The 15,468-nt window shown below is 41.6% G+C and carries 16 protein-coding genes and 1 pseudogene; 1 reads left to right on the top strand and 16 read right to left on the bottom strand.

The window, feature by feature from the left end; translation table 11 throughout:
- Nucleotides 1-618 carry an anaerobic ribonucleoside-triphosphate reductase activating protein gene (locus SP60_RS03940; RefSeq protein WP_053951387.1) on the top strand — a complete coding sequence of 206 codons (618 nt, stop codon included), beginning with the start codon at nt 1-3 and terminating at the stop codon, nt 616-618.
- A gap of 50 nt (nt 619-668) precedes the next feature.
- On the opposite strand, the gene tsf is transcribed toward SP60_RS03940, so the two are convergent.
- The 16 genes and pseudogenes from tsf to aroQ form a co-directional block, all read right to left on the bottom strand.
- The gene (gene tsf / locus SP60_RS03935) at nt 669-1,547 is read right to left on the bottom strand and encodes a translation elongation factor Ts (RefSeq protein ID WP_053951386.1); all 879 of its coding nucleotides are present in this window, start codon (nt 1,545-1,547) and stop codon (nt 669-671) included.
- A gap of 226 nt (nt 1,548-1,773) precedes the next feature.
- Nucleotides 1,774-2,535, bottom strand: a pseudogene (gene rpsB, locus SP60_RS03930) (30S ribosomal protein S2); the annotation flags it as partial.
- A 268-nt stretch (nt 2,536-2,803) separates the two neighbouring features.
- The gene (gene rpe, locus SP60_RS03925; RefSeq protein WP_053951384.1) at nt 2,804-3,478 is read right to left on the bottom strand and encodes a ribulose-phosphate 3-epimerase; all 675 of its coding nucleotides are present in this window, start codon (nt 3,476-3,478) and stop codon (nt 2,804-2,806) included.
- 39 nt (nt 3,479-3,517) lie between these two features.
- Nucleotides 3,518-5,056, bottom strand: coding sequence for a 2,3-bisphosphoglycerate-independent phosphoglycerate mutase (gene gpmI, locus SP60_RS03920; RefSeq protein ID WP_053951383.1), 1,539 nt, complete (start codon nt 5,054-5,056; stop codon nt 3,518-3,520).
- A 29-nt stretch (nt 5,057-5,085) separates the two neighbouring features.
- Nucleotides 5,086-6,177 (bottom strand): redox-regulated ATPase YchF, encoded by a 1,092-nt coding sequence (gene ychF, locus SP60_RS03915; RefSeq protein ID WP_053951382.1) that lies wholly within the window; start codon nt 6,175-6,177, stop codon nt 5,086-5,088.
- A gap of 34 nt (nt 6,178-6,211) precedes the next feature.
- Nucleotides 6,212-6,784, bottom strand: coding sequence for an aminoacyl-tRNA hydrolase (gene pth, locus SP60_RS03910; protein ID WP_053951381.1), 573 nt, complete (start codon nt 6,782-6,784; stop codon nt 6,212-6,214).
- A 17-nt stretch (nt 6,785-6,801) separates the two neighbouring features.
- A complete protein-coding gene (locus SP60_RS03905) occupies nt 6,802-7,473 on the bottom strand; it encodes a 50S ribosomal protein L25/general stress protein Ctc (RefSeq protein ID WP_053951380.1) in 672 nt (223 codons plus the stop codon).
- 118 nt (nt 7,474-7,591) lie between these two features.
- Nucleotides 7,592-9,196, bottom strand: a complete 1,605-nt coding sequence (ubiB, locus tag SP60_RS03900) for a 2-polyprenylphenol 6-hydroxylase (RefSeq protein ID WP_053951379.1) — start codon at nt 9,194-9,196, stop codon at nt 7,592-7,594.
- Nucleotides 9,197-9,198: 2 nt separating this feature from the next.
- Nucleotides 9,199-9,711: an SCP2 sterol-binding domain-containing protein gene (locus SP60_RS03895; protein WP_053951378.1), complete on the bottom strand. Its 513-nt coding sequence runs from the start codon at nt 9,709-9,711 to the stop codon at nt 9,199-9,201.
- Nucleotides 9,712-9,719: 8 nt separating this feature from the next.
- Nucleotides 9,720-10,460, bottom strand: a complete 741-nt coding sequence (gene ubiE / locus SP60_RS03890) for a bifunctional demethylmenaquinone methyltransferase/2-methoxy-6-polyprenyl-1,4-benzoquinol methylase UbiE (RefSeq protein WP_053951377.1) — start codon at nt 10,458-10,460, stop codon at nt 9,720-9,722.
- Between the two features lie 4 nt (nt 10,461-10,464).
- Complete coding sequence (locus SP60_RS03885) at nt 10,465-11,601, bottom strand: citrate synthase (RefSeq protein WP_053951376.1); 1,137 nt, start codon at nt 11,599-11,601, stop codon at nt 10,465-10,467.
- A 148-nt stretch (nt 11,602-11,749) separates the two neighbouring features.
- A complete protein-coding gene (gene erpA, locus SP60_RS03880) occupies nt 11,750-12,097 on the bottom strand; it encodes an iron-sulfur cluster insertion protein ErpA (RefSeq protein WP_053951375.1) in 348 nt (115 codons plus the stop codon).
- 15 nt (nt 12,098-12,112) lie between these two features.
- Nucleotides 12,113-13,144, bottom strand: a complete 1,032-nt coding sequence (argC, locus tag SP60_RS03875) for an N-acetyl-gamma-glutamyl-phosphate reductase (RefSeq protein ID WP_053951374.1) — start codon at nt 13,142-13,144, stop codon at nt 12,113-12,115.
- A 14-nt stretch (nt 13,145-13,158) separates the two neighbouring features.
- Nucleotides 13,159-14,511, bottom strand: a complete 1,353-nt coding sequence (gene accC / locus SP60_RS03870) for an acetyl-CoA carboxylase biotin carboxylase subunit (protein WP_053952214.1) — start codon at nt 14,509-14,511, stop codon at nt 13,159-13,161.
- Between the two features lie 5 nt (nt 14,512-14,516).
- The gene (gene accB, locus SP60_RS03865; protein WP_053951373.1) at nt 14,517-14,966 is read right to left on the bottom strand and encodes an acetyl-CoA carboxylase biotin carboxyl carrier protein; all 450 of its coding nucleotides are present in this window, start codon (nt 14,964-14,966) and stop codon (nt 14,517-14,519) included.
- Nucleotides 14,967-14,969: 3 nt separating this feature from the next.
- Nucleotides 14,970-15,413, bottom strand: a complete 444-nt coding sequence (gene aroQ, locus SP60_RS03860; protein WP_053951372.1) for a type II 3-dehydroquinate dehydratase — start codon at nt 15,411-15,413, stop codon at nt 14,970-14,972.
- Nucleotides 15,414-15,468 lie beyond the last annotated feature (55 nt).

Raw genomic sequence — 15,468 nt, 5'->3', positions numbered from 1 at the left:
ATGGCTATCCATGTTGGTGGCTTTGAGCCGTTAACAACGATTGATTATCCAGATAATTTGTCTTGTGTTGTGTTTACACAGGGCTGCCCTTGGCGATGTGGATATTGCCATAATCATGATTTAATTGCTGCCAACAAACCCACAGCATTTGACTGGGATGATATTCTTAAATTTATCAAGGCAAGGCAAGGGCTACTGGATGCGGTTGTATTTAGTGGTGGAGAGCCTTGCTTGCAAAGCGACTTATTGCAGGCGATAACGCAAGTTAAGGAATTAGGGTTTAAGGTGGGCCTACATACAGGAGGCGCTTACCCACAACGCCTTAGGCGTTGCTTGCCGTTGGTTGATTGGGTGGGTTTTGATATCAAGCACCTGCCTTTGCATTATGACCTTGTAACACAAACGCCACACTCAGCGCAGAGGGCTTGGCAATCTTTGGAGCTGTTATTAGAGTCGGGTGTTGATCAGCAATTGCGTATTACCAGGCACCCGAGTTTGATGAGTGATGAAGAGCTGGCGCAATTACAAAGATTGATTAGGCGCCAGTATCATCAAGAGCTGATTGTGCAAGCGTGCAATACTAGCCAATGTTTGGATGAAAAATTGCGCCTTATTTGAAGCAATAAAAAAGGCGCCAAAGGCGCCTTTTAATCACTAAATGTTGGGTATTAACCTTTCATTTGAGCGGCTACTTCATCTGCAAAGTTTTCTTCTTTCTTCTCAATACCTTCGCCAACTTCATAGCGGACAAATGAGATGACTTTAGCATTGTTTGCTTTTGCAAGCGCACCAACCGTTGTGTCTGGATCTTTAACGAATGCTTGTCCATAAAGAGTTACTTCGTTAACAAACTTCTTCATGCGGCCGCCAATCATCTTTTCAATGATGTTGTCTGGCTTGCCAGATTCGCGGGCTTGTTCAACAAAAATAGCCTTTTCTCTTTCCAGTAATTCAGGGTCAAGCTGATCTTCTGACACACACTCAGGGCGTGTTGCTGCTACATGCATAGCAACGTCCTTCGCCAGTGCTTCATCACCACCTTCTAAGACTGATAAGACCGCAATACGCTCGCCGTGCTTGTAGGCACCAATGACACCTGAGTCAACCGTAATGGTTTCAACGCGTCTGATTGAAACATTTTCACCAACTTTAGCAACAATATCTTCACGAGATTTCTCAAGAGAATCGCCGTTTTCTAATGTCTGAGTCATAAACTCTTCAATATTAGCAGGCGTTGTTTTGAGTGCTAATGCACCTAATGTATCAACAAAGCCGATAAAATCATCACCTTTAGTAACAAAGTCAGTTTCTGAGTTTACTTCTAAAATAGTTGCCGTTTTTTTGTCATCGCTGATATTTACTTTAACAAGGCCTTCAGCAGCAACACGTCCTGATTTCTTGGCAGCTTTTGCTGCACCAGATGTACGCATTAAATCGATTGCAGCCTCCATGTCGCCATTAGTTTCATTCAAGGCTTTTTTGCAGTCCATCATGCCTGCACCAGTTCTTTCTCTTAGATCTTTAACTAAGGCAGCTGTAATTGCCATAATTATCTCCTATATATCATGTCTCTACACCGATGGTGAAGAGACAATAGTTTATGAATTAACCAAGCTTTGCAATAATGTCTGCTTTGGTATCCTTGCTAGCGATTTCAACACCTTTTTCTTTAGCAAGTGCTACTAGTTCTGCTTTTAGCATGCCATTCAGATCAGTTTTAGCTGCTTCAACTTTTGGCGCCTCTACTTTAGCTTCTACTTTTTTCTCTACTTTAGCTTTTGTCTCAGTTGCAGCTGGCGCTTCTACTTTTTTAGCTGGCGCTTTCTTTTTAACAGCAGTTTTAGTGTGCGTACCCGCAGCAGCTTTTGCTTCTAGTACTGCATTAGCAATTTCTCGTGCGTAGTAACCAATGGCTCTGATAGAGTCATCGTTGCCAGGCACAACGTAATCAATACCTTCTGGATTATGGTTTGTGTCTACGATACCAATAATTGGAAGGCCTAATTTTTTAGATTCTGCAATCGCATTTTTTTCATGACCAATATCGATGATAAATACAACATCAGGAATGCCGCCAAGGTCTTTAATGCCACCAAGGCTACGCTCTAATTTGTCCATTTCACGAGTCATCATTAACGCTTCTTTCTTGCCAAATTGTGAGAAGTTTTCTTCTGCTAAAAATTCAAGATCTTTTAAGCGCTTAATAGATGCTTTAATAGTTTTGTAGTTTGTCATCATGCCACCTAACCAGCGATGATTAACATAAGGCATTCCACAACGCATTGCTTCTTCTTTCATGATGTCGCTTGCAGCACGCTTGGTACCCACAAATAGAATTGATCCGCCAGCCGCCGCTGTTTTTGATGCAAAGTTAAGCACATCATTAAACATTGGTAAGGTTTTTTCTAGGTTGATGATATGAACACCATTACGAGTACCGTAGATGTATTGATCCATTTTTGGATGCCAGAAGCGTGAGCGGTGACCAAAGTGAACACCTGCTTCAAGCATTTTTTTCATTGACGTTTTTGCCATTTTTATTTCTCCGGGGGGTTGGTAGAGTGTTTTTTTATAACACTCCCTTCCACAGCTTCTAATAATCAACCCTATTTTTTGAGAGCACCCTGATTACTATGTCGAGCTGTGTGATACATTAAAACGAGTTAGGCGCTTGATTTACAAGCGCCTAACTCAACTTTAGATTTTTTCTTAGAACTTATAATGCCCAAGTAAAATCTTAAAAAAAGTAATTATACCGAATTAGCACTGATGTATCAAGCACTTAGACGCTAACAAGCATTGACTATTTTGCCTTGGCAAGCTCTGCACGCATGGCATCAATTGTCACCTTGTAATCATCTGTATTAAAGATAGCTGATCCAGCTACAAACGTATCTGCGCCAGCTTCTGCGACTTCACGAATGTTATCAACCTTAACACCGCCATCAATTTCTAAGCGAATGTCTTTGCCACTTGCATCGATGAGTTTGCGCACTTGGCGACATTTTTCTAGTGTATGAGGAATAAAAGACTGTCCGCCAAAGCCTGGGTTTACAGACATCAGTAAAATCATATCTAGTTTATCCATCACATTTTCTAAGACATGTAGTGGTGTTGCTGGGTTGAATACTAAACCTGCTTTACAGCCACTTTCTTGAATCATGCCCAGGGTTCTGTCAATATGTTCAGACGCTTCAGGATGAAAGGTGATGTAAGAGGCGCCGGCTGCGACAAAATCAGGAATCAATCTATCAACTGGCTTAACCATTAAGTGAACATCAATCGGCGCAGTCACACCATGGTTTCTAAGCGCTTCACACACCAATGGACCAATTGTTAAGTTTGGTACGTAGTGGTTGTCCATGACATCAAAGTGAACAATATCAGCACCATCACGCAGTACATTGTCAACTTCTTCACCTAGTCTGGCAAAGTCTGCCGCTAGAATCGAGGGTGCAATAAAATTTTCTTGTTTCATGTTTTTCTCCTAAATTATTTTAATAATATGTCGTATATTTTACTTAAAAGTTAGCAAGCTTTCGCCAGTCATTTCGCTAGGCTTATCAACATCCATCATAGCGAGTAAAGTAGGCGCAATATCTGACAAAGCGCCTTGGCAAGGCTCGGCTATTGTCGCTTTTCTAGGGCTGACAAAAACTAACGGAACAGGATTGTTTGTATGGGCAGTATGCACCTCTTGAGTTTTTGGATTGACCATTTGCTCCACATTGCCATGATCTGCTGTAATTAACATTTCGCCATTAATGGTTTTAATGGCTTGATAAATAATACCTAGGCAGGCGTCCACCGCCTCCACAGATTTGATAGCCGCATCAAGCTTTCCAGAGTGTCCAACCATGTCAGTATTGGCAAAGTTGCAGATAATTAAATTATATTTTTGACTTTCAATATTTTCAACCAGCTCATCGGTTAGCTCAAAGGCACTCATTTCTGGTTTCAGATCGTAAGTTGCCACTTCAGGAGAAGGGATCAAGACACGGTCTTCGCCATTAAATGGTCGCTCTATGCCGCCGTTTAAAAAGAAGGTAACATGCGCGTATTTTTCGGTTTCGGCAATTCTAAGCTGTGTCATACCTAGGTCAGCCAAATATTCCCCAAGTACGTTATTAAGCTTGGAAGAAGGGTAGGCAACAGGCAGATTGAAGTCTTTTTTATACTCAGTTAGGCAAACAAACTGGCCAGATACAAAGGTTCCACGTGAAAACCCTTGGAAATTTTCATCGGTAAAAGCTTGGGTAATTTGACGAGCGCGATCTGCTCGATAGTTCATAAAAATAAGAACATCGCCCTCGTTAATCTTGGTTGGCGCATTAATAACAGTTGATTGAATAAATTCATCGGTTTCACCGCGCTCGTAAGCTTGATCGATGGCATCTAGGGCGGTTTTTGCCAAGAATTTTGATTTGCCCTTGGAAATAAGTTCATAAGCACAGCGTATACGTGACCAGCGATTATCTCTATCCATAGAAAAGTAGCGGCCAATAATACTGGCAATCTCACCAACGCCCAGTTCACTGATTTTATCTTCTAGTTTTTGAATATATTGTTTGGCACTCTTTTGGGCGCAATCTCTACCATCAGTAAATATGTGTAAATAGACATCTTGACAGCCGTATTTTTGCGTCATTTCCAGCATGCTATGAATTTGCTCTTCATGAGAATGTACGCCACCATCAGACAATAGGCCCATGATATGGACAGCCTTGTTGTTATCGTTGGCATACTCAAGGGAATTTCTAAGTGTTGGATTTCTAAAGAAATCACCGTTTTTTATTTCATTGTGAATACGGGTAAAATCTTGCTTGACCACGCGACCTGCGCCCAGGTTTAGATGGCCTACTTCAGAGTTGCCCATTTGCTCGCCGGGTAGGCCAACCTGCTCGCCACTGGTTAATATGAGTGAGTGCTGAAAGTCCTGATTAAACCTATCCCAAACGGGTGTTTTAGCTTGTGCAATCGCATTATTCTCTGTGACTTCGGAGTGTCCCCAACCGTCTAAAATTAATAAGAGTTTAGTGTCTTTTTTGGATTTCATCATGTGTAAATAAACCTTAAGTGTTTCGGTTAAACATTAAATAAGAAGTGTACCACATCGCCATCTTGAACGATATATTCCTTGCCTTCAGAGCGGAGCTTCCCTGCCTCTTTGGCGCCTTTTTCGCCGCCAAATTCTACAAAATCGTCAAAAGCAATAGTTTCTGCTCGAATAAAGCCCTTCTCAAAGTCGCCGTGAATCTTCCCTGCTGCTTGTGGTGCGCTATCACCAATATTAATAGTCCAGGCGCGCACTTCCTGAACGCCAGCAGTGAAATAGGTTTGCAAACCCAGTAGCGTATATCCTGCACTGATTAGGCGATCAAGGCCGGATTCTGTTTGACCCATTTCATCTAGGAAGTCTTGTTTCTCATCTGCGTCTAGCTCTGAAATTTCGGCTTCAATATCTGCGCAAATAGGCACAACTTGTGCATTTTCAGATTCTGCAAATTTTCTAACTGCATCCAAATGAGGATTGTTTTCAAAACCATCTTCACTGACGTTGGCCATATACAATACTGGCTTAATCGTAAGCAATTGAAAGCCGCGTAGTAGTTTTAATTCTTCTTCGTCAAAATCGAGACTTCGTGCGCTTTTTCCAGCTTCAAGTGTGGGTAGAATTTTTTCTAAAATCTCTCTTAGAGGTAGGCCATCTTTTTGCCCAGACTTGGTATTTTTAACGGCTTTTTGTAATAATTTTTCAACTACATCCAAATCAGCTAGAATAAGCTCTGTATTGATAATTTCAATATCGTCCAAAGGGGATATTTTGCCAGAAACATGAATAATATCCTCGTCTTCAAAACAACGAACCACGTGGACAATCGCATCTGTTTCGCGAATATTGGTTAAAAACTGGTTTCCTAGTCCCTCGCCTTTAGAGGCGCCCTCAACCAGCCCGGCAATATCAACAAATTCCATAGTTGTTGGCAATATTTTTTCAGGGCTAACGATATCAGCCAATTGAGTTAGGCGCTTGTCATTAATTGGCACGATGCCTACATTAGGCTCGATGGTACAAAAAGGATAGTTTTCTGATGCAATACCAGCCTGGGTTAATGCATTAAATAGGGTTGATTTCCCAACATTAGGCAGCCCAACAATACCACATTTAAATCCCATTTTTTTCTCCTATTAGACTAAAGAATCGCGCTTATTATTTTGTATGTAAGTGTTTCATGGCTTGATCTATATTGCCTTTAACGACCTCTTCCATGATTTGCAGCGCATCTATCATGGCATTTTGAATATTTTCTAGTTCGATTTTATTGGGTGCATGCAGAACATAATCAGCCACCTGCAGTTTATTGCCAGGATGACCAATGCCTAGGCGAAGTCGATAAAAGCTCTTCGTGCCTAAGGCTTTAATAGTGTCACGCAAGCCATTATGTCCGCCATGTCCACCCTCTGCCTTGAGCTTGGCCGTGCCAACCTCTAAATCGAGCTCATCATGTACGACTAGTATCTCATCAGCTTCGAGTTGATAGAACTTTGCTAGAGCTTGAATCGACTGGCCCGACCTGTTCATGAATGTGGTAGGTTTTAATAGGCGAACACTGGCACCAGCAATAGTGACTTGTGCCACATCGCCGAAAAATTTTGCTTCTTTTTTAAAGGTAGCTGAGTATAAATTGGCCAGCGTATCACAAAACCAAAACCCAACATTATGACGATGTGACTGATAGTCTTTGCCTGGATTCCCCAGGCCAACAATCAGTTTAATGGCCATAATTCTTTAATTAGAGATTACTCGTCGCCTTCTGCGTTGTCAGCATTAGCTTCATCGCCAGCCACTTCAGTCTCAGGCGCGACTGGTGCATCATCTTGAACTTCAGCCATCTTTTTAGCTTCTTGAACCGCTACAACACTTTGGTCGTGCGCTTCAATATCACCATGTGTTAGCGCTGTTAAGGTAACACCTTTAGGGATGTTCAGACCAGTTAGACTAATGTGATCACCTAATGTTAAGTTAGTGATGTCTACGTCAATTGAAGTCGGTAGGTCAGCTGGTAAACATGATACTTCAACAGAAGTAACAAATTGATTCAGGATAGCACCAAGACGGATGCTTTCATTTTCATCAGCACCAAGAAAGTGTAGAGGAATATTGGTAACAAGCGCTTGTTTTAAGTTAACACGCAAAAAGTCAACATGAGTTACAATATTTTTTGCAGGATGACGCTGTAAGTCTTTAATGATCACTGCCTCTTTTTTCTTGCCAACCATTAGATCTAGAACAGAAGTGTACGACTCTTCTTTTTCTAATAGGTGTGTAATTTCGTGAATACCTAGGGTAATGTTGCTTGGAGCTTTGCCAGCACCATAGATAATTGCAGGGATCTGTTCAGCGCGACGTAGGCGGCGGCTCGCACCTTTACCTTGATCTTCGCGTTTTGTTGCATTGATTGTTAAACTCATGTTTGTACTCCGTAAAATAAAAAAAACACCATAATAAGGGTGTTGACTTAGTTCATATATTTTGCGACCAAATATATCAAGGGATTAATTTTACCCTAAATACAGCACGCCTGAAAGACTATCTAGACTTGATCCAGAATAGCAGGGTCACCAAGGCACTAATACCACTGGCAAGCCATAGAGTATTTACTGCAAATACACCCGATAATATTAGCAGTGAGCCGGCAAATATAGCGGCAGTTTGTTGGTTGGCGTTGCTTTGCAGTTGGGTGACAATTTGCTCAGTTTGTTGCGCATAGAGCTTGTTAATGTCTTTCATTTTGTTAAGCTGCTTAAGCGCATTAATCGTAAGCGCAGGCAGCTCAGGAATATCTTTTAATAGTTGAGGTGCTTCTTCTTTTAGTTTTTCAAAGGTGTTTTTCACGCTATATCTCTCTTTCATTAAATCTTCTAAAAATGGCTTGGCAGTGGACCATAAGTCTAGTTGTGGGTAAAGTTGTCTACCCAGTCCCTCAATATTAAGCAGGGTTTTGTCTAATAATAACAGCTGGGGTTGAACTTTGATGTCAAAATTTTTGGCTTCTTGAATTAAGTCTAGCAACACCTGCCCAAAAGATATATCGCCTAGTGGCTTGTCAAACATTGGGTCGCATATTTTTTTAACAGCGGCCTCAAAAGCCTTCTCATCCGTATGCACACCAATCCAGCCAGAGTCAATATAGACTTGGGCTACTTTTTGATAGTCTTGATTAAAAAACGCCAAAAATATATCTGCCAAAAAGTCTTTATCATCCTCGCTTAACGAGCCCATAATGCCAAAATCAACACCAATGTATTGACCCGTGTCAGAGACAAAAATATTGCCAGGGTGCATGTCGGCATGGAAAAAGTTATGCTTGAATACTTGTGTGAAAAAGATAATAACCCCTTCTTCAGCCAAGCGTTTCATATCAATATTGTTGGCTTTGAGTGTATCGATTTCACCAACTGGTGTGCCATAAATGCGCTCAGTTGTGAGTACGTTAATCTGGCTTAAATGATGATAGACCTTAGGAATGTAGAGCAGGTCAGAATGCTTAAAGTTTTGTCTAATTTTGTCGCAATGTGCTGCTTCAATGCGCATATCTAGCTCATTGATAATAATAGCTTCAAACTCTTCCACCACTTCTATAGGTCGAATTTTTTTCGCCAAAGGGTGCTTATTAAATAGAGTTGCCAAGGCATACATTAGTTTAATGTCACGAGCAATCAGCTTATCAATATCTGGACGCACAACCTTAACAACCACCTCTTCCCCCTCTAAAGTGGTGGCCGTATGCGCCTGGGCAATGGAGGCGCTGGCAAGAGGTTGTTCGTCAAATGTTTTGAAAAGCTGTTCAATTTTCCCACCTAAAGCCTCTTCGATTAAGCGCTTTGCGTGTTGCGTGCTAAAGGCGGGGCAACTATCTTGTAATTTTTTTAGCTCTAAGCTGATGTCTTCAGGCAGCAAGTCGGGGCGAGTAGACAGTGTTTGTCCAAATTTGATATAAATAGGCCCTAGTGCCTCAAGTGCCAAACGAATTCTTTGGCCTCTTGAATACTTTTTAATCGGAAAATAATACCACGGAGTTAAATATAGAAGTGGTTTAAAACCTTTTAGAAAGGGTGTTGAAAGTACCAAGGCGTCTAATCGATAACGCATCAACACTTGAGAAATTTTTAAAAATCGAAAAAAACTACGCATGCTTAATGGCGTGGATTGGTGTATTTTTTTGAAACTTTTGGCTGAATCAATAGCTCGCTTAATCCATCTTTGAGCGCTTCGAGCGGGTTAGACGAGTGTTGGGTCATTTTCTTAATTTTTTTGGCTGTTTTTCCTACTTCATGGGCAACAATATCGCCGGTATATTGCGAGAGTAACTCTTCTAAATCCAGCTCAGTTGCGGATAGTAAATCTACTAGCAGCTGGGCGGTTTTTACATCTCCATGAATATGAATCTTATCTTGTCTGAGTAGGTCAGTTAAATCTTCGCCCTTAAATAAAGCAAAGAAAACACTAGGCTTGAGTTTAATCTCAACATCACTGCTTACGCTGGTATCGCTACTGACAAAAATTCGGTTATTAAGACAAATAAAATTAACATCCAGCCACAAGTCAAGCAGACTAAAGCGAATCACTTTTGATTCTAAAGGCTTGATATCAATCGAGCCATTTTGAATTAATAGGTTTAGTGCCTGCTCAAGAACAAAGTGCTGCATAATCTGTGTTAGGTTTTTATGCCTTTATGTAGGGCCACAATACCACCTGAAAGGTTGTGGTATTCGCAAAAACCGAAGCCCGCTTCTAACACCATGTCTTTCAAGGTTTCTTGGTCAGGGTGTTTGCGAATAGACTCTGCCAAGTACTGATATGAATCTTCATCATCAGCAATAATACCGCCTAATTTTGGCATGACATTAAAGGAATAAAAGTCATAGAATTTTTTCAGTAGCTCGGAATCTGTTTTAGAAAATTCTAAAATTAATAAACAACCGCCCGGCTTTAGAATTCTGTGCATTTCACGTAGCGCCTGGTCTTTGTCAGTGACATTTCTAAGGCCAAAAGCAATAGACACGCAATCAAACGTGTTACTTTCAAAGGGTAGATATTGAGCATTAAGCTGAATATAATCGACACCAAAAATACCCTGGTTGATTAGATTTTTTCGCCCTTCACCCAGCATTGCAGCATTAATATCAGACAAAATAACCTGACCAGACTCACCCACTTTTTTTCTAAACTCAATAGCTAAATCACCAGTTCCACCGGCGATATCGAGTACCTTGTCGCCAGTTTTTACATTGGAAGATGCTATGGTGTAGCGCTTCCATAAACGGTGGGCACCAAAAGATAAAACGTCATTCATCAAGTCGTACTTGCTAGCAACCGAGTCAAAAACCCCTTTAACGAGGCTTTGTTTATCATCGGTGGCTACATCTTTAAAGCCGAAATGTGTGGTATTGTCCATAAATTTATTTAGCTGGATAGTCTCTAAAATCGTGACCGATATATATTTGGGTCGGTCGGAAGATGCGATTATGCCCTACTTGTTCGTGCCAGTGTGCGGCCCAGCCAGCAGAACGAGCCATAGCAAAAATTGGGGTGAAGTGTTCTTTCGGAATTTTAAAAATTTCTGAATACAAAATACCCGAGTAGAAGTCTACATTAGGGTATACGCCCTTTGCAGATAGCAACTCTTCGCAAACCCGCTCAACCTCTAAGGCTGTTTCAAAGCGTTTAGATAAAGTAATACCTGATTTTTTAATGTAGGCCTCGATCATTTCTTGCAAGATGGTGGCACGCGGGTCTTTAACGCGGTATTCGCGATGCCCCATGCCCATAATTACTTGTTTGTTTTTTAGGCGGTTTTCAATATAACCACGAACATTTTTTGTATCGCCAATCTCATCCAACATATTAAGCACATCTTCGTTTGCGCCTCCATGTAGAGATCCGGCCAAGGTGCCTACTGCTGCAGAGATTGAGGCAAAAGGGTTGGTCAGTGTTGAGGCAGTTACCATAGCTGAGAAGGTGCTGGCATTAATGGTGTGTTCGGCATGCAAAATTAAACACGCATCAAACAGTTGGACAATGTCATCATCTGGCTCTTCACCAAAAGACATGTACAAGAAGTTTTTTGCATAGGACATGTTTTTGCTAGGCGGAATTGGGTCATAACCTGCGCTAATACGTGCCCACATTGCCACCAAAGTACTCATGTTGGCGATGATTTTTGTCAGTGCGCTTTGGGTAAAGGCTGAATCTGGATCTTTAGCGCCTGCACCCGGATAGAAGGTGGCCATGGCTGCAATGGCAGTTTGTAAAACATCCATTGGATGGCCAGTTGCGGGCAGTGCCCACATCATTTGTCGAATATTGCGTTTAACTTCATAACGCTTATGCAGTACGCAGCGAAATTCTTTTAGTTTGTTGGCACTTGGCAGCTCACCATCTCGAAGCAGCATAGCCACTTCTTCGAACGAAGCATTTTTAGCAAGATCTTTAATAGAGTATCCGCGATAAGCCAAGATGCCTTTTTCTCCATCAATGGACGAAATGGCAGACTCTGTTGCTGGAATGCCTGCAAGACCTGGAATGTATTCAATCATATTATCTCCTCATTTGGCTACTGTACGCGTTTGTATAGTAGGGTAGCCACAGTTTTATTAATTGTCATTCAGTAGATTACCCTTAATTGGCCTAGGTTATTCACTATATAAAAAATAACTTCATAATATAAATTCAGGTGTTAATTTATTAAACTGAAAAAGATGAGCCACAGCCACAAGTGGTTTTAGCGTTAGGGTTGTGAATAATGAATCGAGACCCTTGCAAGTCTTCAAGATAGTCAACTGTTGCGCCAATAAGGTACTGATAGCTCATTGGGTCTATCACCAGCTGAACGCCGTTATTCTCAACACCAGAATCTCCTTCTTTGTGCTCTTCATCAAAGGTAAAGCCGTAAGAGAAGCCCGAGCAACCACCACCTGTAATATAAACACGCAGACGCAAGTTATCATTTTTTTCCTCGGTAATCAGTGTCGCTACTTTATTGGCAGCATTGTCGCTGAAAATAATATCTGCTTCTTCTAATACTTCTGACATAGTGTCTCCTATAATTTAAGGCAACAGGCCAATAGACGATAAGCCTGATTTTTCATCAAGACCGAACATAATATTCATGTTTTGTATTGCTTGTCCTGCTGCACCCTTGATCAAATTATCGATCACGGAGGTGATTATTAATTTACCGCCAACCGCTTTTTGTGCAGCAATTTGACAGAAGTTGCTCGACTTAACGCTGCGCGTTTCAGGCACAACACCCGCGCCCATAACGGTCACAAAATGCTCGTCTTTATAGGCAGCTTCAAGCACTGATTGTACATCAGTATCAGTATCCAATAAGTCCACATAAATTGTGGACTCCATGCCACGAATCATTGGTACTAAGTGCGGAATGAATGTCAGACCAATGGGCTCGCCACCTGACAATAAACTTAATTCTTGTTTTATTTCTGGATAGTGACGATGGCCACTGACACCATAAGCCTTAATAGATTCACTGGCTTCGCATAATAGCATGGCTTGATTTGCACCACGACCTGCACCACTGACGCCCGTTTTAGAGTCAACAATAATGCTTGATAAGTTAATCAGCTTATTTTCAATCAAGGGTTTAAGGGCTAACAAGACAGTGGTTGGAAAACAGCCTGGATTGCCGATTAACTGCGCCTGTTTAATTTGCTCGCGATTAATTTCAGAAAGCCCGTACACTGAGGAGGCGAGTAGATCGTCTTGGAAATTTTCCAAACCGTACCATTGTGCATATTCATCTTTATCACGCAGGCGGAAGTCTGGACCTAAATCAATTACTTTAATGCCTTTGTCAATAAAGCTGCTAGCCGTCTTCATCGCCACACCGTGCGGTGTTGCAAAGAAGATTACATCACACTCATTTAAAATGGCATCACCCGGTGCGGTGAAAGCTAAATCTGTTTGTCCGGCTAGAGAAGGAAAAAAATCACCAACTAATTGCCCGGCTTCTGAGCGAGAGCTAATTGCTATTACTTCTACACCTTCATGATTATGAAGTAATCTGAGTAACTCGACGCCGGTATAGCCAGTGCCGCCAATAATGCCTGCTTTAATCATAATTTTTTAAAATCTTAGTGTGATTCGCCCAGCATTTTTTCAAGATAGTGGATATTCATACCACCTTGTTGAAATACCTGGTCTTCCATAATTCTTCTTTGCAGTGGAATGTTGGTTTTAATGCCGTCAATCACCATTTCATCTAGTGCATTTTTCATCTTAACAATCGCACCCATACGTGTATCAGCAAAGGTGATTAGTTTGCCAATCATTGAATCATAATGTGGTGGCACAGTATAGCCGTTGTAAACGTGTGAATCAACGCGTACACCTAGGCCACCCGCAACATGATACTGCGTGATCTTTCCAGGAGAAGGCATAAAGTTGTTGGGGTCTTCAGCATTAATACGACACTCAATTGAGAAGCCCTTAATCTTAACATCCTCTTGCGTAAATGATAACGCTTGCCCATCGGCAATCAGAATTTGCTCACGTACAATATCAACACCAGTGATCATTTCCGTCACTGGGTGCTCAACTTGCACACGAGTGTTCATCTCAATAAAGTAAAACTCATTATTTTCGAATAGAAATTCAAACGTACCTGCACCGCGATAATTGATCGCTTTACAAGCATCAGCACAAACTGAGCCAATCTTGTTGCGTAGCTCGGGTGTGATACCTGGTGCAGGCGCTTCTTCCACCACTTTTTGGTGACGACGCTGCATCGAACAGTCGCGCTCACCGAGGTGCACAGCATTGCCATGTTCGTCTGCTAAAATTTGGATTTCTACATGGCGAGGCGTGGTTAGGAATTTTTCCATATAGACTTCTGCATTACCAAAGAAGCTTAAGCCTTCAGACTTGGCAAGTTCAATTGAGCCGAGTAAGTCAGATTCTTGTTCTACCACCTGCATACCACGACCACCACCACCACCAGAAGCTTTAATAATAATTGGCAAGCCAATATTACGGGCAATTTCCATATTTTTGATTGGATCCTCGCCTAATGCGCCATCAGAGCCGGGCACACAAGGCACGCTTGATTTTTGCATGGCTTCAATCGCAGCAACTTTGTCACCCATAACGCGAATATTTTCAGCTCTTGGGCCAATAAAAATAAAACCGCTTTCTTCAACGCGTTGTGCAAAATCAGCACTTTCTGATAAAAACCCGTAGCCCGGGTGAATGGCATCCGCATGAGTTACTTCTGCTGCAGCAATGAGAGCAGGAATATTTAAATAACTTTCTACTGAGGGGTGTGGGCCAATACAAACAGCTTCATCAGCTAGGCGTACATGCTTAAGATCTTTGTCTGCTGTTGAGTAAACGGCAACAGTTTTAATGCCAAGCTCTTTACAAGCTCGTAAAATTCTAAGCGCAATCTCACCGCGATTGGCAATTAGAACCTTTTGAATCTTATTCATTGTAATCATTTAATAACAACCAATGTTTGTCCAAATTCTACTGCATCGCCATCTTGACACAAGATTTCAGTAACAGTGCCTGATTGATCTGCTTCGATCTGGTTCATGATTTTCATGGCCTCAACAATACAAACGGTATCACCTTGATTCACATGTTGACCGATACTAACAAAGACGTCAGAAGTTGGCGAAGCGGCGCCATAAAATGTACCTACCATTGGCGAGGTAAGTGGGTGTCCGTCAATCGCCTTGATAGGGTCAACAGCTGCAACGCTTTCAACAGCTGCAACTGGTGCAGCTGCAACTGGTGCTGGCATTGCCATAGGCGTGCCAGCCATTGGTGCGTCACCATAGCGAGAGATGCGAACGGATTCTTCACCTTCATGAATTTCAATCTCTGCCATGCCAGATTGTTCTAGTAATTCCATTAATTTTTTTACTTTGCGAATGTCCATTTTTTACCCCTTTGATTTAATATGTTTGATTGCTGCACTCATTGCAAATTCATAGCCTTGTGCGCCAAAGCCAGAAATAACCCCTTGTGCAATATCTGAAAAATAAGATTTTTTACGAAAGTCTTCACGCTTATAAACGTTTGACAGGTGAATTTCAGTAAATTCGATACCAACAGCTAACATCGCATCACGCAAGGCGACTGATGTGTGTGTGAAGGCTGCTGGATTAATAATAATATACTTTGTGCCATTACGACTGGCTGCATGAATTTTGTCAATCAGTCCCACTTCAGAATTATCTTGATGATGATCCAAGCTAAGTTTAGCGTCAGTTGCCAATTGCGTTAAGTGCTGAACAATATCATCAAGTGTTTGTGCGCCATAATGATCTGGCTCGCGTGTACCGAGCATATTTAGATTTGGGCCATTTAGCAATAAGATGTCCATAACACTGATAACAAGTTTCAAATAAAGTTGATTTTACCACCAACATCATGCACGA

Source organism: Candidatus Thioglobus autotrophicus, from assembly GCF_001293165.1.
GTDB classification, from domain to species: domain Bacteria; phylum Pseudomonadota; class Gammaproteobacteria; order PS1; family Pseudothioglobaceae; genus Thioglobus_A; species Thioglobus_A autotrophicus.
Note: the sequence above shows the minus strand (reverse complement) of the source record. Positions and strands in the feature narration are given on the sequence as shown.